Annotated in this window: 16 protein-coding genes; 13 read left to right on the forward strand and 3 right to left on the reverse strand. The window is 72.2% G+C overall.

The window, feature by feature from the left end; translation table 11 throughout:
- Window positions 1-14 precede the first annotated feature (14 nt).
- Window positions 15-800: an SDR family oxidoreductase gene (locus H7A72_RS02585; protein ID WP_185221541.1), complete on the reverse strand. Its 786-nt coding sequence runs from the start codon at window positions 798-800 to the stop codon at window positions 15-17.
- 135 nt (window positions 801-935) lie between these two features.
- On the opposite strand from H7A72_RS02585, the gene H7A72_RS02590 reads away from it, so the two are divergent.
- From H7A72_RS02590 to H7A72_RS02600, 3 genes are read left to right on the forward strand one after another with little or no spacing between them, the layout of a single operon-like run.
- Window positions 936-1,937 carry an NADP-dependent oxidoreductase gene (locus H7A72_RS02590; protein ID WP_185221542.1) on the forward strand — a complete coding sequence of 334 codons (1,002 nt, stop codon included), beginning with the start codon at window positions 936-938 and terminating at the stop codon, window positions 1,935-1,937.
- An 11-nt stretch (window positions 1,938-1,948) separates the two neighbouring features.
- Entirely contained in the window at window positions 1,949-2,902 is a 954-nt protein-coding gene (locus H7A72_RS02595; RefSeq protein WP_185221543.1) for an NADPH:quinone oxidoreductase family protein, read from the forward strand.
- Complete coding sequence (locus H7A72_RS02600) at window positions 2,899-3,408, forward strand: thioesterase family protein (RefSeq protein WP_084449985.1); 510 nt, start codon at window positions 2,899-2,901, stop codon at window positions 3,406-3,408. Before H7A72_RS02595 ends, H7A72_RS02600 begins: the two co-directional genes overlap by 4 nt.
- On the opposite strand, the gene H7A72_RS02605 is transcribed toward H7A72_RS02600, so the two are convergent.
- On the reverse strand, window positions 3,398-3,868 hold the full coding sequence (locus H7A72_RS02605) for a MaoC family dehydratase (RefSeq protein WP_072623725.1): 471 nt from the start codon (window positions 3,866-3,868) through the stop codon (window positions 3,398-3,400). The two genes, H7A72_RS02600 and H7A72_RS02605, sit on opposite strands and share 11 nt — an antisense overlap.
- A gap of 107 nt (window positions 3,869-3,975) precedes the next feature.
- On the opposite strand from H7A72_RS02605, the gene H7A72_RS02610 reads away from it, so the two are divergent.
- The 10 genes from H7A72_RS02610 (at window position 3,976) to H7A72_RS02655 (ending at window position 18,188) form a co-directional block, all read left to right on the forward strand.
- A complete protein-coding gene (locus H7A72_RS02610; protein WP_185221544.1) occupies window positions 3,976-4,737 on the forward strand; it encodes an SDR family oxidoreductase in 762 nt (253 codons plus the stop codon).
- Window positions 4,737-5,555 carry an SDR family oxidoreductase gene (locus H7A72_RS02615; RefSeq protein WP_223277750.1) on the forward strand — a complete coding sequence of 273 codons (819 nt, stop codon included), beginning with the start codon at window positions 4,737-4,739 and terminating at the stop codon, window positions 5,553-5,555. Before H7A72_RS02610 ends, H7A72_RS02615 begins: the two co-directional genes overlap by 1 nt.
- The gene (locus H7A72_RS02620) at window positions 5,552-7,078 is read left to right on the forward strand and encodes a class I adenylate-forming enzyme family protein (RefSeq protein WP_185221545.1); all 1,527 of its coding nucleotides are present in this window, start codon (window positions 5,552-5,554) and stop codon (window positions 7,076-7,078) included. Before H7A72_RS02615 ends, H7A72_RS02620 begins: the two co-directional genes overlap by 4 nt.
- A gap of 17 nt (window positions 7,079-7,095) precedes the next feature.
- Window positions 7,096-8,313 (forward strand): acyl-CoA dehydrogenase family protein, encoded by a 1,218-nt coding sequence (locus tag H7A72_RS02625; protein WP_084449988.1) that lies wholly within the window; start codon window positions 7,096-7,098, stop codon window positions 8,311-8,313.
- Window positions 8,306-9,493, forward strand: coding sequence for an acyl-CoA dehydrogenase family protein (locus H7A72_RS02630; protein ID WP_084449989.1), 1,188 nt, complete (start codon window positions 8,306-8,308; stop codon window positions 9,491-9,493). Before H7A72_RS02625 ends, H7A72_RS02630 begins: the two co-directional genes overlap by 8 nt.
- Window positions 9,490-10,593 (forward strand): acyl-CoA dehydrogenase family protein, encoded by a 1,104-nt coding sequence (locus tag H7A72_RS02635; RefSeq protein ID WP_185221546.1) that lies wholly within the window; start codon window positions 9,490-9,492, stop codon window positions 10,591-10,593. The genes H7A72_RS02630 and H7A72_RS02635 overlap by 4 nt, the downstream gene beginning before the upstream one ends.
- A 59-nt stretch (window positions 10,594-10,652) precedes the next feature.
- Window positions 10,653-11,849, forward strand: coding sequence for an acetyl-CoA C-acyltransferase (locus tag H7A72_RS02640; protein WP_185221547.1), 1,197 nt, complete (start codon window positions 10,653-10,655; stop codon window positions 11,847-11,849).
- A gap of 7 nt (window positions 11,850-11,856) precedes the next feature.
- Window positions 11,857-15,057, forward strand: a complete 3,201-nt coding sequence (locus H7A72_RS02645) for a carboxyl transferase domain-containing protein (RefSeq protein ID WP_185221548.1) — start codon at window positions 11,857-11,859, stop codon at window positions 15,055-15,057.
- 15 nt (window positions 15,058-15,072) lie between these two features.
- Window positions 15,073-16,734: an AMP-binding protein gene (locus H7A72_RS02650; RefSeq protein ID WP_185221549.1), complete on the forward strand. Its 1,662-nt coding sequence runs from the start codon at window positions 15,073-15,075 to the stop codon at window positions 16,732-16,734.
- A gap of 104 nt (window positions 16,735-16,838) precedes the next feature.
- Window positions 16,839-18,188, forward strand: a complete 1,350-nt coding sequence (locus tag H7A72_RS02655) for an MFS transporter (RefSeq protein WP_185221550.1) — start codon at window positions 16,839-16,841, stop codon at window positions 18,186-18,188.
- Between the two features lie 30 nt (window positions 18,189-18,218).
- Here the strand turns inward: H7A72_RS02655 and H7A72_RS02660 are convergent, their stop codons facing one another.
- Window positions 18,219-18,713 carry a YajQ family cyclic di-GMP-binding protein gene (locus tag H7A72_RS02660; protein ID WP_072623735.1) on the reverse strand — a complete coding sequence of 165 codons (495 nt, stop codon included), beginning with the start codon at window positions 18,711-18,713 and terminating at the stop codon, window positions 18,219-18,221.
- Window positions 18,714-18,749 lie beyond the last annotated feature (36 nt).

Here is an 18,749-nt window from a genome sequence, read left to right on the forward strand (position 1 = left end):
CAGGACCCGCGGCCTCACCGGGCGATGTTGACCCCGCCGTCGACGGTCAGCGTGCTGCCGACGACGTAGTCGCCGGCATCGGAGGCCAGGTAGACCGCGGCGGCGGCCATGTCCTCGTCGCGCCCGATCCGGCCCGAGGGGATCTGGGCGGCGGTCGCCTCCTCCTCGTCGCGGGCTTCCTTGTTCATCGACGACGCGAAGGCGCCCGGCGCGATCGCCGAGACGACGATGCCCTCCGGCGCGAGCCGGACCGCCAGGCGCTTGGTCAGGTGCACGACCCCCGCCTTGCTCGCGTGGTAGCTGTACGTCTCCAGCGGGTTGAGCGAGAGCCCGTCGATCGAGGCGATGTTGATGACCTTGGCCAGGTGGCCGCTGCGCTCGCGGCCGGCGAGCAGCAGGGTCCTGGCGGCCTGGGTGAGGAAGAAGGGCGCCTTGACGTTGAGGTCCATGACCTTGTCCCAGCCGCTCTCGGGGAACTCGTCGAAGTCCGCTCCCCACGCCGCGCCGGCGTTGTTAACGAGGATGTCGAGGTGGTCCTCGTGCTCGCGGAAGGCGTCGAGCAGCGCAGCGATCTCGGCGGTCGTCGAGACGTCGCAGGGCAGGGCGACGCAGCGCCCTTCGCCGTACTGCTGCGACAGCTCGGTGGCGGTGGCCCGGCAGGCCTCCTCCTTGCGCGCGGTGATGTAGACCGTGGCGCCCTGCGCCAGCAGTCCCTCGGTGATCATCCGGCCGATGCCGCGGCTGCCGCCGGTGACGAGGGCGACGCGGCCCTCGAGGGAGAAGAGTGCGGTGAGGTCCATGCTGGTCCTGACGCTCGAAGGGGGGTTGTCCCGTCGACCGTAGCGTGACCTGAATCAGGGTTCAACAGTAGTTGAAGCCAGATTCACGTTGTGACAGGCTGGCGCCACACCGGCACGTCGACCACAGGAGCTCACATGTCCCGGACCTCGCAGGAGATCCGTCTCGCCGCCCGCCCGCAGGGCCGCCCCGATGCGAGCACCTGGGAGCTCGCCACGACCGAGGTCGCCGAGCCGGGGCCGGGGGAGTTCCTCGTCCAGCTGCAGCAGATCTCGCTCGACCCGGCGATGCGCGGCTGGCTCAACGACGTGCGCTCCTACCTGCCGCCGGTGCAGATCGGTGCCGTCATGCGGGCCTTCGGCGCCGGCACCGTCATCGCCTCCCAGCACGACGACTTCGCCGTCGGTGACGTCGTGAGCGGCACCTTCGGGGTGCGGGAGTACGCGATCTCGGACGGCACGGGGGTCACCCACCTCGACCTCGACGTCGCCCCGATGAGCACCTGGCTCGGCGCGCTCGGCATGCCCGGCATGACCGCGTGGTTCGGACTCGAGGACGTCGGTCGGGCCCAGCCCGGTGACACGGTCCTCGTCTCGGCCGCGGCCGGCGCCGTGGGGTCCACGGTCGCCCAGCTGGCCAAGGCCAAGGGGTGCCGGGTCATCGGTGTCGCCGGCGGCCCCGACAAGGTCGCCTGGCTGCGCGAGCTCGGCCTCGACGAGGTCATCGACCGGCGCGAGGGCGACCTGCTGCGCCAGGTGCGTCGAGCCGCCCCCGACGGCGTCGACGTCTACTTCGACAACGTCGGCGGCGAGCTGCTCGACGCCGCCCTGGCCAACCTCGCCCACGGCGCGCGCATCGCCATCTGCGGCGCGATCTCGACCTACAACGACGAGACCCTCGCCGAGGGCCCGCGGCGCTACATGGCCCTGCTCGTCTTCCGCGCGAGCATGCAGGGCTTCGTCGTCATGGACTACGAGGCCCGCTACGACGAGGCGATCGCCGGCATCAGCGAGCTCATCCGCGACGGGCGTCTTGTCGCCACCGAGACGATCCTCGAGGGCGGCGTCGCCGCCTTCCCCGACGCCCTCCTCGGCCTCTTCGACGGGGTCAACACCGGCAAGCTCCTCCTCAAGGTCTGAAAGGACAGCACGTGCGCGCCATCCACATCTCCTCCCTCGACGGGCCGCAGGCCGTCGAGCTCGTCGACGTCCCCGCACCGGCCGACCCGCGTCTGGTGACGATCGAGGTCAGGGCCGCCGGTGTGGCCTTCCCCGAGCTGCTCCAGACCCGCGGGCTCTACCAGATGAAGCCCGACCTCCCCTTCGTCCCGGGGGCCGAGGTGGCCGGTGTCGTCACCGCCGCGCCCGAGGGCAGCGGCTTCGCCGCCGGTGACCGCGTCGCGGCACTGACGATGCTCGGGGGCTTCGCCGAGGTCGCCCAGGCGCAGCCCGACCTGACCTTCCACCTGCCCGACGAGGTCGGCTTCGAGTCGGGTGCCGCCTTCACCTTCAACTACGCCACCGTCTACTTCGCGCTGGTCGAGCGCGGTCACCTCGCCGAGGGCGAGACCGTCCTCGTGCACGGCGCAGCCGGCGGCATCGGCACCGCCGCGATCCAGATGGCCAAGGCCTTCGGCGCCGGCAAGGTCATCGGTGTCGTCTCCACCGAGGCGAAGGGGGAGATCGCCCGGGCCGCGGGTGCCGACGAGGTCGTCCTGGCCGACGGCTTCCTCGACGCGGTGGGCCGGGCGAGCGTCGACGTCGTCGTCGACCCCGTGGGCGGTGACCGCTTCACCGACTCGCTGCGGGCCCTGCGCGAGCACGGTCGCCTGCTCGTCATCGGCTTCACCGCCGGTGCCATCCCCGAGGTCAAGGTCAACCGGCTGCTGCTGGGCAACATCAGCGTCGTCGGCGTCGGCTGGGGCGCCTACGCGATGTCCCGCCCCGGTCACATCGGCACCGAGTGGGAGGCGATGCTGCCGCACCTGCGCAGCGGGGCCCTGGACCCGGTGCTCGGTGCGACCTACCCGCTGGCGGAGGCGGCCGAGGCCATCGCCTCGCTCGAGACCCGGCAGGTCACCGGCAAGGTGCTGCTGCTCCCATGACGACCGCAGCGCCGCTCCCTTCGGTCCAGGAGGTCCTCGCCCTCCCGGCGGTGATCGTCGAGACGGCTCCGCCGGAGTGGGAGGACGTCAACGGCCACGTCAATGTCGCCCGCTACTACGACCTGCACCTGCGCGGCGCGGAGGCGGCGCTCACGGCGCTCGGCGTCGACGATGCCTACCGGGCCGAGACCGGGTGGAGCATGTTCAGCGTCGAGCAGCACCTGCGCTTCCTCGGCGAGGTGCACGTCGGCCACGAGGTGAGCGTGCACCTGCGCTGGGTGGCCCGTGGCGACAAGGTCATGCACGCGATCTCCTTCGTCGTCGACCGCACGACCGGGCGCGTGGCCAACTCTCTCGAGGTCCTCGAGGCGCACGTCGACCTGACGACCCGCCGGGCATGCGCGTGGGCCCCCACGATCGCCGAGCGGATCGACGAGCTCGTGGCGGCCCACGCGGCGCTGCCGTGGCCGGCCCCGACGTGCGGGGCCATCGGGGTCAGGAGCTGAAGCGACCGATCGACTCGGCGACGAGGATCGGCTTGTCGATGCCCTCGGCCTCGACGGTGAGGGTCGTGACGACCTTGACCGCGCCCGGGCCGGTCTCCTCGACCGACGTCAGCTCGGCGACCAGGCGGATGCGCGAGTCCACCGGCAGCGGGTGGATGAAGCGCACCTTGTCGTAGCCGTAGTTGAGGCTGTGCGCGAAGCCGTCGAAGGCCATGAGCTCCTCGAGGAAGGCCGGCGTGCGCGAGAGGCTGTAGAGCCCGTGCGCGATCGTCGAGCCGAAGGGGGAGTCGGCCGCCCGCTGCGGGTCGACGTGGATCCACTGGTGGTCGCCGGTGAGGTCGGCGAAGGCGTCGATCTTCGCCTGGTCGACGACGTGCCACTCGGTCGGGCCGAGCCGGGTGCCGACGAGGTCCTTGAGGTCCTGCACGGACGTGGGGCGGTGCTGCGCGGTCTGGGTCACGGTGAGCTCCTTCGGTCACGATCTGGTCCCTCGAACCTAGTTGAACTTGAACCCGGCTTCAAGTAGCGTCGAGGTCATCCGGTAGTCGAGACCACAGGAGTTCTCACATGACCACAGACCAGCAGCGCGTCGCCGTCGTCACGGGTGCCGCCCGCGGCATCGGTGCGGGCGTCGCCCGTCGCCTGGCCGCCGACGGGATGGCCGTCGCCGTCCTCGACCTCGACGAGAGCGCCTGTGCGCCGGTCGTCGAGGAGATCGCCGCCGTCGGGGGTCGGGCCCTGGCCGTCGGGGCCGATGTCTCCGACGAGGAGCAGGTCGCCGCGGCCGTCGAGCGCATCGTCGACGAGCTCGGCCCGCCGACGGTCCTGGTCAACAACGCCGGCATCATCCGCGACAACCTGATCTTCAGGATGTCGGTCGCCGACTGGGACGCGGTCATGGCGGTCCACCTGCGGGGGGCCTTCCTCATGACCCGCGCCTGCCAGGCACACATGACGGCCGAGCGCCACGGCCGCATCGTCAACCTCTCCTCGACCTCGGCCCAGGGCAACCGCGGCCAGGTCAACTACTCGGCGGCCAAGGCCGGCATGCAGGGCTTCACCAAGACCCTGGCCATCGAGCTCGGCAAGTTCGGCGTGACGGCCAATGCCATCGCCCCGGGCTTCATCGAGACCGAGATGACCGCCGAGACCGCCGAGCGCATCGGGATCTCCTTCGAGGACCTCAAGGCGCAGGCGAGTGCCTCCGCCGCGGTCGCCCGCACGGGCGTCCCGGCTGACATCGCGCACGCCGTCTCCTTCTTCGCGAGCGAGGGGGCCGGCTTCACCACCGGTCAGGTCCTCTACGTCGCCGGCGGGCCGTGCGACTGATGGGCGTCCCGATGCAGGTCCAGGACAAGGTCGCGGTCGTCACCGGCGCCGCCGGCGGCATCGGTGCCGCCATCGCGCAGGCCCTCGTCGACGCGGGTGCGCACGTCGTCGTCTCCGACCTCGACGAGGCCCGCGTGGTCGCGACGGCCGAGCGCCTCGGCGCGGTCGCCGTGGCCGGCGACGCCTCGAGCGACGAGGTCATCGCCGCGATGATCACTGCTGCCGAGCAGGCCCACGGCCCGGTCGACCTCTTCTTCGCCAATGCCGGCATCGGCGACGGCCTCGGTCTCTCGGCCACCGACGCCCAGTGGCAGGCCGCGCTCGACGTCAACCTCCTCGCGCACGTGCGCGCCGCCCGCCAGCTCGTGCCCGGCTGGGTGGAGCGCGGCACGGGCTACTTCGTCTCGACCGCCTCTGCCGCAGGGCTGCTCACTCAGATCGGGTCGGCGACCTATTCCGTCTCCAAGCACGGTGCCGTCGCCTTCGCCGAGTGGCTCGCCGTGACCTACGGCGACGACGGCATCGGGGTCAGCTGCCTGTGCCCGATGGGTGTCGACACCGACCTGCTGCGCAGCGGCATGACGTCCGGTGACGACGCAGGGGGCCGGGTCGCCGCGGCCGCGGTCACCGGCGCCGGTGAGGTGCTCGCCCCGAGTGACGTCGCCGACCAGGTGCTCGCCGCCGTCGCCGAGGGCCGCTTCCTCATCACCCCGCACGAGGACGTGCGCGAGTTCCTCCGGCGCAAGGTCGACGACCACGACCGGTGGATCGGCGGCATGCAGCGCTACCAGCGTCACCTGAGGGAGAGCACGCGATGAGCGGCACCGCCGAGCTCATGTGGCGCTGGGCCGACACGACGCCCGACGCCCCCGCCCTGCGTGAGGGCGAGCGCGCGTGGACCTTCGAGCAGCTGCGCACGGGGATCCGTGGCGCGATGGAGGAGCTGACCCGCCGGGGTGTGCACCCCGGCGACCGGGTCCTCGTCGTCGTCCCGACGAGTGCCGAGTTCGTCCTCACCTACCACGCCGTCCTCGCCCTCGGGGCGACCGCGGTGACGGTCAACCCGCTGTGCACCCAGCGCGAGCTGACCCACTTCGTGCAGGACGCGGGCTGCTCCTTTGCCATCGGCTGGCACGAGGGCTCGCAGGCGCTCACCGCGACCGCGGGGGAGTGCCGTCTCGACACCTGGGTCCTCGAGCCGGGGTGCGTGCCGCCGCCCGAGGGGGCACCCGACCCGGCGTCCGTCGGCACCGACGACCCGGCCGTGCTGCTCTACACCTCGGGCACGACGGGTGCTCCCAAGGGCGCGATCCTCACCCACGGCAACCTCCTCGGCTGCGGTGCCTCGCTCGCCGAGGCGCTCGACCTCGGGCCGCGGGAGAGCATGGGCACGGCCCTGCCGCTCTTCCACGTCTTCGGCCAGTCCTCGGTGATGTTCACCGTCTACACGGCCGGTGGGTGCCTGTCGCTGCAGCGGCCCTTCGACCCGGCGGGCCTGCTGCGCATGGCCGCCGACCAGCAGCTCACCGCGGTCGCCGGGGTCCCGACGATGTGGAATGCCATGCTCCACGCGGACACGGATGTCACCCCGCAGGAGCTGACCTCCCTTCGCCTGGCCTGCTCGGGAGGCGCGGCGCTGCCGCTCGAGGTGGCCAAGGCCTTCCGCGAGCGCTTCGGCGCGGTCGTCCTCGACGGCTACGGCCTGAGCGAGACCGCGGGTGCCGCGACCTTCAACCGGGCCGACCTCCCGCGCAAGGAGATGAGCGTCGGCCGGGCCCTGCCCGGCGGTGCGCTCGCGATCTTCGACGACGACCGCAACCAGCTGCCTCCCGGCGAGACCGGCGAGGTGGCCATCGCCGGCCCCTACGTCATGAGCGGCTACTGGCAGCGCCCCGACGCGACCGCCGCGGTCTTCGAGGGGGAGTGGTTCCTCACCGGCGACATCGGTCGCATGGACGAGGACGGCGACCTGTGGATCGTCGACCGCAAGAAGGACCTCGTGATCCGCGGCGGCTACAACGTCTACCCCCGCGAGATCGAGGAGGTCCTCTACGGCCACCCCGACATCCGCGAGGCCGCCGTCATCGGCGTGCCCGACGAGCGACTCGGTGAGGAGATCGCCGCCGTCGTCACCCCGCAGCCCGGTGCCCACATCGAGCCGGCCGCCCTGCGTGCCTGGCTCGAGGAGCGGCTCGCCGCCTACAAGGTCCCCCGGATCTACCAGCTCGTCGAGGAGCTGCCCAAGGGGGCCACCGGCAAGATCCTCAAGCGGGCTCTCGACCGACCGACCATCGCCACCTCCGGCGAGCGGCCCGCCCGGGTCGTCGCCCCCACCACCTGACCCGAAGGGAGCGACCCGTGGACTTCGCGCTGGACGCCCGCACCCTCGAGCTGCGTGAGCAGCTCACCGCCTTCATGGACGAGCACGTCTACCCGATCGAGGCGACCTACCAGGAGCAGCTCGACGCCGCGCCCGACGTGTGGGCGCCGCCGCCGATCATCGAGCCGGCCAAGGAGGCCGCCCGCAGCCAGGGGCTGTGGAACCTCTTCCTGCCCGGCGAGGACGGCGCCGGCCTGACCAACCTCCAGTACGCGCCGCTGTGCGAGGTGCTCGGCCGCAGCCTGCACATCGCCCCGGTGGCGACCAACTGCGCCGCGCCCGACACGGGCAACATGGAGGTGCTGCACATGTTCGGCACCCCCGAGCAGCAGGAGCAGTGGCTCACCCCGCTGCTCGCCGGCGAGATCCGCTCGGCCTTCGCGATGACCGAGCCCCGCGTGGCCAGCTCGGACGCGACCAACATCGAGACCTCGATCGTGCGCGACGGTGATGAGTACGTCATCAACGGCCGCAAGTGGTACATCTCCGGCGCGATGAACCCCAACGCCAAGGTCTTCATCCTCATGGGCAAGACCGACCCGTCGGCCGACCGTCACCGGCAGCAGTCGATGATCCTCCTGCCGCGGGACACCCCCGGCGTCGAGGTGCGCCGTGGCATGAAGGTCCTCGGCTACGACGACCGCGACCACGGTGGTCACGCCGAGATCGACTTCACCGACGTGCGCGTCCCGGCGAGCAACCTCATCGGTGAGGAGGGCGCGGGCTTCGCCATCGCCCAGGCCCGTCTCGGCCCCGGCCGCATCCACCACTGCATGCGCCTCGTCGGCATCGCCGAGCGCTCGCTCGAGCTCATGGTCGAGCGGGCGGCGAGCCGGGTCGCCTTCGGCAAGCCGCTGTCCGACCAGGGCGTCATCCGCGACTGGATCGCCGAGTCCCGGGTGCGCATCGAGCAGCTGCGGCTGCTCACCCTCAAGGCCGCCTGGCTCATGGACACGGTGGGCAACAAGGGCGCGCACACCGAGATCCAGGCGATCAAGATCGCCGCCCCGGCGACGGTCGAGTGGATCGTCGACAAGGCGGTGCAGGTCCACGGCGCCGGTGGTCTGAGCCAGGACTTCCCCGTCGCGGAGTGGTACGCCCAGGTGCGCACCCTGCGCTTCGCCGACGGCCCCGACGAGGTCCACAAAAATGCGCTGGCCCGCCACGAGATCCGGAGGCTGACCGCACATGCCTGATCAGCAGCAGAGCCCTGACCTGCAGCGCAGGGTCGAGGAGCTCCTCGCGAGCCACGACCCGCAGACGACGCCTCCCGCTGACTTCCTCGGCGCGCAGTTCGACGCCGGCCTCGCGTGGGTGCACTTCCCGCGGGGGCGCGGTGGCCTGGGCCTGGCCCGCGGCCGACAGCTCGAGGTCGACGCCCTGCTCGAGGCGGCGGGGGCACCGCGTCCCGACGTCGGACGCAACAGCATCGGCCTCGGCATGGCCGCCCCCACGATCCTCGCCTTCGGCACCTCGCAGATGCAGGAGCGCTACCTGCGGCCGCTCTTCGCGTGCGAGGAGATCTGGTGCCAGCTCTTCAGCGAGCCGGGGGCCGGGTCCGACCTCGCCGGGGTCGCCACGCGCGCGGTGCCCGACGGCGACGACTGGGTCGTCGACGGGCAGAAGGTGTGGACCTCCGGTGCGCACAACGCCGACTTCGCGATCCTCCTGGCCCGCACGGACACCTCGGTGCCCAAGCACGCCGGGATGACCTACTTCCTCGTCGACATGACCGACCCCGGCGTCGAGGTGCGCCCGCTGCGCCAGATCACCGGCGAGGCGGAGTTCAACGAGGTCTTCCTCTCGGGTGTGCGCGTGCCCGACCGCAACCGTGTCGGCAAGGTCGGCGAGGGGTGGCGCGTCGCCACGACGACGCTCAACAACGAGCGGGTCGCCATCAGCGCCGGCACCGAGCGCGAGGCCGGCCAGATCGGCCTGGTCACGCAGCGCTGGCGCGAGGACCCCACGGTGCGCACCCCCGGCACACACGCCGAGCTCATGCACTGGTGGGTCGAGACCGAGGTGACCCGGCTCGCCGGCGAGCGACTGCGCCAGGGCCTCGAGGCCGGGCAGCCCGGGCCGGAGAGCTCGGCCATGAAGCTCGCCTTCGCCCACCAGGCCCAGCAGGTGAGCGGCTTCGCCCTCGAGCTCGCCCCCGAGGAGGGGCTCGAGTACCACGACTGGACCATGGTCCGCCCCGAGGGCGGCTCCTTCCTCGGCCACGGCCCCGGCTACCGCTACCTGCGGGCCAAGGGCAACTCCATCGAGGGCGGGACGAGCGAGATCATGCGCAATGTCGTCGCCGAGCGGGTGCTCGGCCTGCCCCCGGACCACCGCCCCGACAAGGGCGTCGCCTTCAAGGACGTGCCGCGATGACCGACCTGCTCTACACCGACGTCGAGGAGTCGCTGCGCGACAGCGTCCGCTCGACCCTCCAGCGGTCCCTCGACGAGGGGCTGCCCGCCCGTCTGGCCGACGAGCCCGACACTGATGTCACCGCGCTGTGGCGCACCCTCGCCGAGCAGCTCGGCGTCGCCGGCCTGCTCGTGCCCGAGCCCCTCGGTGGGGTCGGCGCGAGCGCCCGCGAGGCCGCCGTCGTCCTCGAGGAGCTCGGCCGCGCGGTCGCGCCCACGCCCTTCCTCACCAGCGCCGTCGTCGCGACGAGCGCCCTGCTCTGGGCCGGCGACGAGACGCACCTGCCGCGCCTGGCGTCCGGCGAGGTCGTCGCGACCCTCGCCCTGCCGTGGACCGCGCGCCGTGGCGCGTGGACCCCGGTCGAGCATGTGGTCTCCCCGGTCGCCGGTGCGCTGACCGCCGACCTCTTCCTCGTGCCCGTCACCGACGAAGGGGGAGTGACCTCCCTTCGCGCGGTGGGTCGGGACGAGGTCGAGCTCGAGCCGATCACCTCGCTCGACATGACCCGGCCGCTCGCCCGGGTGACGCTCACCGGTGAGGGCACCGAGATCGCCTCCGGCGACGCGGCGCGCGCCGCCGTCGACGCCGGCCTGGCGGCCGGCGCGGCCCTGCTCGCCTCCGAGCAGCTCGGCGTGGCGCAGTGGTGCCTCGAGACGACGGTCGAGTACGCCAAGACGCGGGTGCAGTTCGCCCGGCCGATCGGCTCCTTCCAGGCGATCAAGCACCGCCTGGCCGACCTCTACCTGCTGCTCGTGGGCGCGCAGGCCGCGGCACGTCATGCCGCCGGCACGCTGGCCGATGGCGCCCTTCGAGGCTCCTCCGTCGCACCTCAGGACGCGGTGGAGGGACGGATCGCCACGGCTACTGCGGCGGCCTTCTGCTCCGACGCCGCCGTGCGCGCCGCTGAGGAGGCCCTGCAGCTTCATGGCGGCATCGGCATGACGTGGGAGGCCGCGGTGCACACCCGGCTCAAGCGCGCCAAGTCCGACCAACTGGCCTTGGGCACTCCCGACCGGCACCGCAGCGACCTCGCGGAGCTCGTGGACCTGCCGGCGTGCTGAGCGACAGACTCGACCTGCGACCCCCTTCGACCACCCCCACCCACAGACCAGGAGTGACCATGCGCGAAGCCGTCATCGTCTCCACCGCCCGCACCCCCATCGGCCGGGCCTACCGCGGCGCCTTCAACGACACCCAGGCCCAGGAGCTCATCGGCCACGCCGTGCGGCACGCCGTCGAGCGCGCCGGCGTCGAGGGCGAGCAGATCGAGGACGTCGTCATCGGCGCCGCCCTCCAGCAGGGCTCGACCGCGATGAACATCGGCCGGCAGGCGGCGCTGCGGGCCGGCCTGCCCGTCACCGTCGCCGGCATGTCCGTCGACCGCCAGTGCGCCAGCGGCCTCATGGCCATCGCCACCGCCGCCAAGCAGGTCATCGTCGACGGCCAGCAGGTCGCCGTCGGCGGCGGCGTCGACTCGATCTCGCTCGTGCAGAACGAGCACATGAACACCTACCGCGCCCAGGACCCGTGGCTCGTCGAGCACGTGCCGGCGACGTACATGTCGATGCTCGAGACCGCCGAGGTCGTCGCCCGCCGCTACGGCATCAGCCGCGAGGCGCAGGACGAGTACGCCCTGGAGTCGCAGCGCCGCACCGCTGCGGCGCAGGAGGCCGGCGCCTTCGACGACGAGATCGTCCCGCTGCCCTCGACGATGCTCACCAAGGACAAGGCGACCAGCGAGATCGGCTCGCAGCAGGTGACCCTGGCCAAGGACGAGGGCAACCGCCCCGGCACCCAGCTCGCCGATCTGAGCAAGCTGGGCCCGGTGCTCGCCAAGGACGGCACCGAGGGCTTCTCCATCACCGCGGGCAATGCCTCGCAGCTGTCCGACGGCGCGTCCGCCGCGGTCGTCATGGAGGCCGAGGAGGCCTCTCGTCGCGGCCTGACCCCGCTCGGCGCCTTCCGCGGGATGGCCGTCGCCGGCTGCGAGCCCGACGAGATGGGCATCGGCCCGGTCTTCGCCGTGCCGAAGCTGCTCAAGCAGCACGGCCTGACCGTCGACGACATCGGCCTGTGGGAGCTCAACGAGGCCTTCGCGGTCCAGGCGCTCTACTGCCGCGACACCCTCGGGATCGACCCGGAGAAGTACAACGTCAACGGCGGCGCGATCTCCATCGGTCACCCCTACGGCATGTCCGGCGCCCGCATGACCGGCCACGTCCTCATCGAGGGCAAGCGGCGCGGTGCCCGCTACGGCGTCGTGACGATGTGCGTCGGCGGCGGCATGGGCGCGGCCGGCCTCTTCGAGATCTTCTGAGCCGCACGTGGGTGTCTTCGTCGCCAACCGCGGTGAGATCGCCGTCCGCATCGTGCGTGCGGCCCGGGAGGCCGGGCTGGAGGCGGTCGTCGCCGTGACCCGGGCCGAGGCCGACGGCCTCGCCGCGCGCCTGGCGTCGGGTGTCCACGTGCTCCCCGGCGAGGGCCCGGCGGCCTACCTCGACGCCGCGGCCCTCGTCGCAGGGGCCCGGGAGCACGGGTGCACCCTGCTCCACCCCGGCTACGGCTTCCTCAGCGAGTCGCCGGAGCTGGCGCGGGCCTGCGCCGCGGCCGACGTGACCTTCGTCGGCCCCGACGCGGGGCTGCTCGAGCTCTTCGGCGACAAGGGCCGGGCCCGGGCGGCCGCGCAGGAGGCCGGCGTGCCCGTCCTGCCCGCGACGGCCGTGGGCGCGGGACCGGAGCAGGTCGAGGCCTTCGCCCGCGAGCAGCTGCCCGGGGGCGTGATGATCAAGGCCGCCGCCGGTGGTGGCGGCCGCGGCATGCGGGCCGTGCCGGCGGGGGAGCCGGTCGCCCCGGCGCTCGAGCGCGCCCGGTCCGAGGCCGAGCGCAGCTTCGGCTCCGGTGACCTCTTCGCCGAGCTCTACGTCGAGCGCGCCCGGCACGTCGAGGTGCAGGTCGCGGCCGACGGCGAAGGGGGAGTCACCCACCTGGGCGAGCGCGACTGCACCCTCCAGCGCCGCTTCCAGAAGGTCGTCGAGGTCGCTCCCGCACCGGACCTGCCCGACGACGTGCGCACGGCGCTGCACGAGGCAGCCGTGCGGCTGCTCACCGGTCGCGGCTACCGCGGCCTGGCGACCGTCGAGTTCCTCCTCGATGCCGACGACCCGACCCGGTGGTTCTTCATCGAGGTCAACCCGCGCCTGCAGGTCGAGCACCCCGTGACCGAGATGGTCACCGGCGTCGACCTCGTCCTGACCCAGCTCGCGCTCGCCGCCGGGCGCACCCTCGGCGACCTCGGCCTGACGGAGCCGCCGGCGGTGCGCGGGTCCGCGGTCGAGCTGCGGGTGGCCGCCGAGCGGTTCGGCTCCTCGGGTGAGCTGCTGCCCGCCCACGGGGTCGTCGCCGGGTCGAGCTGGCCGAGCGGCCCCGGCGTGCGGGTCGACACCCACCTCGTCGACGGCACCCGCGTCGACGGGTCCTTCGACTCCCTCGTCGCCAAGCTCGTCACCCACAGCCACGGCGGTCTGGCCGGCGCGCTCGACAAGGCGCGGCGGGCCGCGCTCGAGTGCTCGGTCGACGGTGTCGAGACGACCCTGCCCCTGCTGCGTGAGCTGCTCGCCCACGACGACGTGGCGCACTGGCGGGTGACGACCGGGTGGATCGGCGAGACCGGGCTGCTCACGACGGTCGACGGTTGCGCGTCGTCGGACGACGACGCGGCCTCGGGAGAGGTGCGCGCCGAGATGACCGGCACCGTCCTCGAGGTCGTCGTCGAGGCCGGTGACGAGGTCGCGCTCGGCGCGCCCCTGCTCGTCGTCGAGGCGATGAAGATGGAGCACGTCGTCACCGCCCCTGCCTCCGGCACGATCACGGCAGTGGGTGCACGGCCGGGGGCCACCACGGCTGCCGGCGACCTGCTGGTGCGGATGCTCCCTTCGTCGGTGGGGGAGGAGGCGGCCGCCGTCGACGAGGGCCTCGACCTCGACGCGGAGCGGGCCGACCTGGCCCGCCTGCGCGAGCGGCAGGAGCGACGCCTCGACGCGGCCCGCCCCGAGGCGATCGCCAAGCGGCACGCCCGGGGCGGGCGGACCGCGAGGGACAACCTCGCCGACCTACTCGACGAGGGCACCCTCGTCGAGTACGGCGGGCTCGCCGTCGCCGCCCAGCGGGCGCGCCGCAGCGAGGAGGAGCTCATCGCCACCACCCCGGCCGACGGCATCGTCACCGGGATCGGGCGGGTGGCGACGGCACCCGGCTCGAGCGCGCGGGTGGCCGCCCTCGCCTACGACTACACGGTCCTCGCGGGGACCCAGGGCTACCTCAACCACAAGAAGACCGACCGCATCCTCGAGATCGCCGAGCAGCAGCGCCTGCCCGTCGTGCTCTTCGCCGAAGGGGGCGGAGGTCGCCCCGGCGACACCGACACGACGGTCGCCAGCGGGCTCGACGTGCCGACCTTCGCGACGATGGGCCGCCTCAGCGGGCTCGTGCCGACCATCGGCATCGCGGCCGGGCGGTGCTTCGCCGGCAATGCCGCCCTCCTGGGCTGCTGCGACGTCATCATCGCCACCCGCGACTCGACGATCGGCATGGGGGGCCCCGCGATGATCGAGGGCGGCGGCCTCGGCGTCTTCCCGCCCGAGGAGGTCGGACCCATCGAGGTGCAGGGCAGCAACGGAGTCGTCGACGTCGTCGTCGACGACGAGGCCGAGGCGGTCGCCGTCGCCCGGCGCTACCTCGGCTACTTCCAGGGGCCGCGCGAGGACTGGAGCGCGCCGGACCAGCGGCACCTGCGCCACGTCGTGCCGGAGAGCAGGGTGCGCGCCTACGACGTGCGCCGCGCGATCGAGACGCTCGCCGACGACGACTCCGTGCTCGAGCTGCGGGCCGGCTTCGCACCGGGCGTCGTCACCGCACTCGTGCGCATCGAAGGCCGGCCCATGGGGCTCGTGGCCAACAACCCACGCCACCTCGGCGGCGCCATCGACACCCCCGCCGCCGACAAGCTCGCCCGCTTCCTCCAGCTGTGCGATGCGCACGAGCTGCCGGTCGTGTCCCTCTGCGACACACCGGGCTTCATGGTCGGCCCCGACCACGAGCGCACCGCGACGGTGCGGCACTTCGCGCGGCTCTTCGTCATCGGCTCGCACCTGCGGGTGCCGATGGTCACCGTCGTCCTGCGCAAGGCCTACGGCCTCGGGGCGCAGGCGATGGCCGCCGGCGGCTTCCACCGTCCCGCCGCGACGTTGGCGTGGCCGACCGGCGAGGTCGGTGGCATGGGGCTCGAGGGAGCGGTGCGCCTGGGCTTTCGCCGCGAGCTCGAGGCCGTCGCCGACCCGACGGAGCGTGCCGAGCTCGAGGCCGACCTCCTCGCGCAGATGTACGAGCGCGGGCGTGCGGTCAATGCCGCGGCCGTCGTCGAGCTCGACGACGTCATCGACCCGGTCGACACCCGTCGGTGGATCGTCACCGCGATGGGTACGGCCGACCCCACCGACGTGCCACGGGGGTACGTCGACACCTGGTGAGCCAAGGAGTGCCCGATGGAGTACACGCAGCACCTCGCCGACGTGCGAGCCCGGCAGGAGCGGGTGCGCCCGGCCGACACGCCCCGCGAGGTGGTCCACCCCCTCGGCGACCTCACCGTGCCCGAGTACGTCGACCGGTGGGCGGTCGAGCAGCCGGACCACCATGCCGTGGTCATGGGGGAGGAGGTGCTCACCTATGCCGACGTCGCCGCGCTGCATGCGCGGTGGGCCGGGTGGCTGCGGACGAAGGGGGTGGCCCCCGGCGAGCGCGTCGGCGTCCACTTGGGCAACTCCACGGAGTTCGTGCTCGCCTTCCTCGGCACGCTGCGTGCCGGGTGCGTCCACGTCCCGGTCAACGCGATGTTCCAGCACGCCGAGCTCGTCCACGAGCTCACCGACAGCGGCGCGAGCGTCGTCGTCACCCACGCGAGCCTCGCCGAGCGGCTGCTGCCGGCAGCGGCGCAGGCCGGGGTGACGACGGTCGTCGTCGTGGGAGGCGAGGTGGGCTCCCTTCGTCATGCGGGGGTCGACGTCGTGGCCTGGGAGGACGCCCTGGCCGCGGACCCGCTCGTCGCGCCGGCCACGGACCTCGACGCGCTCGCCGCCCTCAACTACACCGGGGGCACGACCGGCCTGCCCAAGGGGTGCGAGCACACCCAGCGGCACATGGTCTACACGGCGGTGAGCGGCGCCGGGGCCAATGCGCTGGGGCGCGAGGTCGTCTCGCTGTGCTTCGTCCCCGTCTTCTGGATCGCCGGCGAAGACCTCGGCATCCTCATCCCGCTCGTCATGGGCGGCACGAGCATCCTGCTCTCGCGCTGGGACGCGGCGGCCGTGGTCGACCTCGTCGAGCGGCACGGGGTGACGACGACGGCCGCGACCGTCGAGAGCTACCTGGCGATCCTCGACCTGCCCGACATCGCCGACCGCGACCTCTCGAGCTTCACCGCGCCGATGGCGATGTCCTTCATCCGCAGGCTCACGCCCGAGGTGCGTCGGCAGTGGGCCCGGGTCATCGGCGAGCACTCGCTTCTGCGCGAGGGCTCCTACGGGCTCACCGAGAGCCACACCGTCGACGTCGTGCCGCACGGCTTCCAGACCGACGACCACGACCTGACGACGACACCGGTCTTCTGCGGCCTGCCCGTGCCCGGCACCGACGTCCTCGTCGTCGACCCCGTGAGCGCCGAGCCGATGTCGCTGGGCGAGCCCGGCGAGATCATCCTGCGCAGCCCCTCGATCACCACGGGCTACTGGCGCAACCCCGAGGCGACGGCGCGGCAGCTGCGCGATGGTTGGCTGCACACGGGCGACACCGGGTTCCTCGACGAGGACGGTTGCCTGCACTACCTGGCGCGGGCCAAGGACATGATCAAGGTGAGCGGCATGAGCGTCTTCCCCGCCGAGGTCGAGACCCTGCTCGTCGACCACCCCGATGTCGCCACGGTCGCCGTGGTGCCGGCACCGGATCCCGAGACCGGCGAGCGCCCGGTGGCCTTCGTGACCGCGTCGGGTGCGAGCGGGCCCGAGATCGAGGAGTGGGCGCGCGGGCGGATGGCCACCTACAAGGTCCCGCTCGTCGAGGTGCTCGACGCCTTCCCGCTCACCGACACCGGCAAGATCCGCAAGGGCGAGCTGCTCGAGCGGGCCGGCGAGGTCGTCGCGGCCCGGGGGTGACCCCCTTCGTCCCACGGGCCGACCGCTGACCGATGTGACCCTTGACACGACTTGAATCCAAGTTCAATATGAATGTGAATCATCCTTCAGATACAGGAGTTCACATGACATCACCGACAACGGCGTCGGACGCGGTGCACGCGCGAGCCACCCGCAAGGCCTTCGTGCGGTTGGTCCCGCTGCTCATGGCGGCCTACTTCATGGCCTTCGTCGATCGGACCAACGTCGGCCTGGCGAAGTCCTCGCTCGAGGTCGACGCCGGCATCGACGCCGCGGCCTACGGGCTCGGGGCCGGGCTGTTCTTCCTCACCTACGCGGCCTTCGAGGTGCCGAGCAACCTGATCCTCCACCGGATCGGCGCGAAGGTCTGGATCGGCCGGATCGCCGTCACCTGGGGCCTGATCACCATGGCGATGATGTTCATCTCCAGCCCGGCGATCTTCTACGTCCTGCGTCTGCTGCTCGGTGCGGCCGAGGCCGGCCTCTACCCCGGGATCATGTACCTCATCACGACGTGGTTCGCGCAGAAGGACCGCGCCAAGGCGGTCAGCTTCATCCTGCTCGCGGGGTCGATCGCCTTCATCGTCGCCAACCCCATCGGCGGCGCACTGATGAAGATGGACGGCGTCGGAGGCCTGCACGGCTGGCAGTGGCTCTTCGTCCTCGAGGGCATCCCGACGGTCCTGCTCGGCATCCTCATCTTCCTCGTCCTGCCCAACTCGCCGAGCCGGGCGAGGTGGCTGAGCGACGACGAGGCGAGCGAGCTGACCCGGCGCGCGGTCGGCGAGGAGGCGCACGTCGAGCGGCCCGGGGCGATCGTGCGCAGCGCGATGTCCAAGCCCTTCCTGCTGACGATCGCGGCGATCTACTTCATGAACCAGATCGCGACCTACGGCGTGATCTTCTTCGTGCCCTCGATCGTCGAGGCGATGGACGTCACCGACAGCGTGATGATCGGCCTGATCTCCGCGGTGGTCGGCATCGGCGCCGTCATCGGTCTGCTCGTCGTGCCGCGCGTCCTGGCGCGCAACCCCGGGACCGAGGTGCGGCTCATCGGCTACGCGACGGCAGGCGCGATCGTCATGGCCCTGGCCTTCGTCGCGGTCGACAACGGCGTGGCGCAGATGATCATCCTCAGCGCGACGATGCTCTTCATCGTCGGCGTCCAGCCGCTCTACTGGTCCACGCTCATGGCGCGGCTCGGGGGAGTGGCGGCAGCAGCGGGCCTGGCCTTCGTCAACACCATCGGCCTCACCGGTGGCTTCGTCGGGCCCTACGCCTTCGGCCTCGCGGAGAATGCGACGGGCTCGCCCTCGGCCGGCCTGTGGGTGCTCATCGCGGCGACGACGCTCGGGCTGCTCTGCGTGCCGCTGCTCAAGGTGCTGCTCGCCACGCACGACGCGAGCCACCCGGTGGTCGACCCCGACGAGGACGTCGCGCCCGTCGCGGTCTGACCCGCACGACGCGCGTCGCGCGTGGCGTCGTCAGCGGTAGTTGGTGAACTGCAGCGCGACGTCGAGGTCCTTGCCCTTGAGCAACGAGATGACCTCCTGGAGCTCGTCGCGGGACTTGCCGGTGACCCGCAGCTCGTCGCCCTGGATCTGCGGCTTGACCCCCTTCGGGCCCTCGTCGCGGATGATCTTGGAGATCTTCTTCGCGTTGTCCTGGTCGATGCCCTCCTTGGTCGGGCCGGAGAGAACGTACTCCTTGCCGGAGGCCTGCGGCTCCTTGTCGCCGAAGTCGATGTTCTTCAGCGAGACGCCACGGCGCACGAGCTTGGACTCGAAGACGTCGAGGACCGCGAGCACCCGCTCGGCGGTGTTGGCCTTGATGACGATGCTCTCGCCGCTCCAGGCGATGGAGGCGCCGACCCCCTTGAAGTCGTAGCGCTGGGAGACCTCCTTGGCCGCCTGGTTGAGGGCGTTGTCGACCTCCTGGCGGTCGACCTTGCTGACGATGTCGAAGCTGCTGCTGGCCATGTCCGGGGCGCTCCTCGGGGTGGATTCTGCTGTTGG

The organism is Janibacter sp. YB324, assembly GCF_014217915.1.
Taxonomy (GTDB): Bacteria; Actinomycetota; Actinomycetes; order Actinomycetales; family Dermatophilaceae; genus Janibacter; species Janibacter indicus.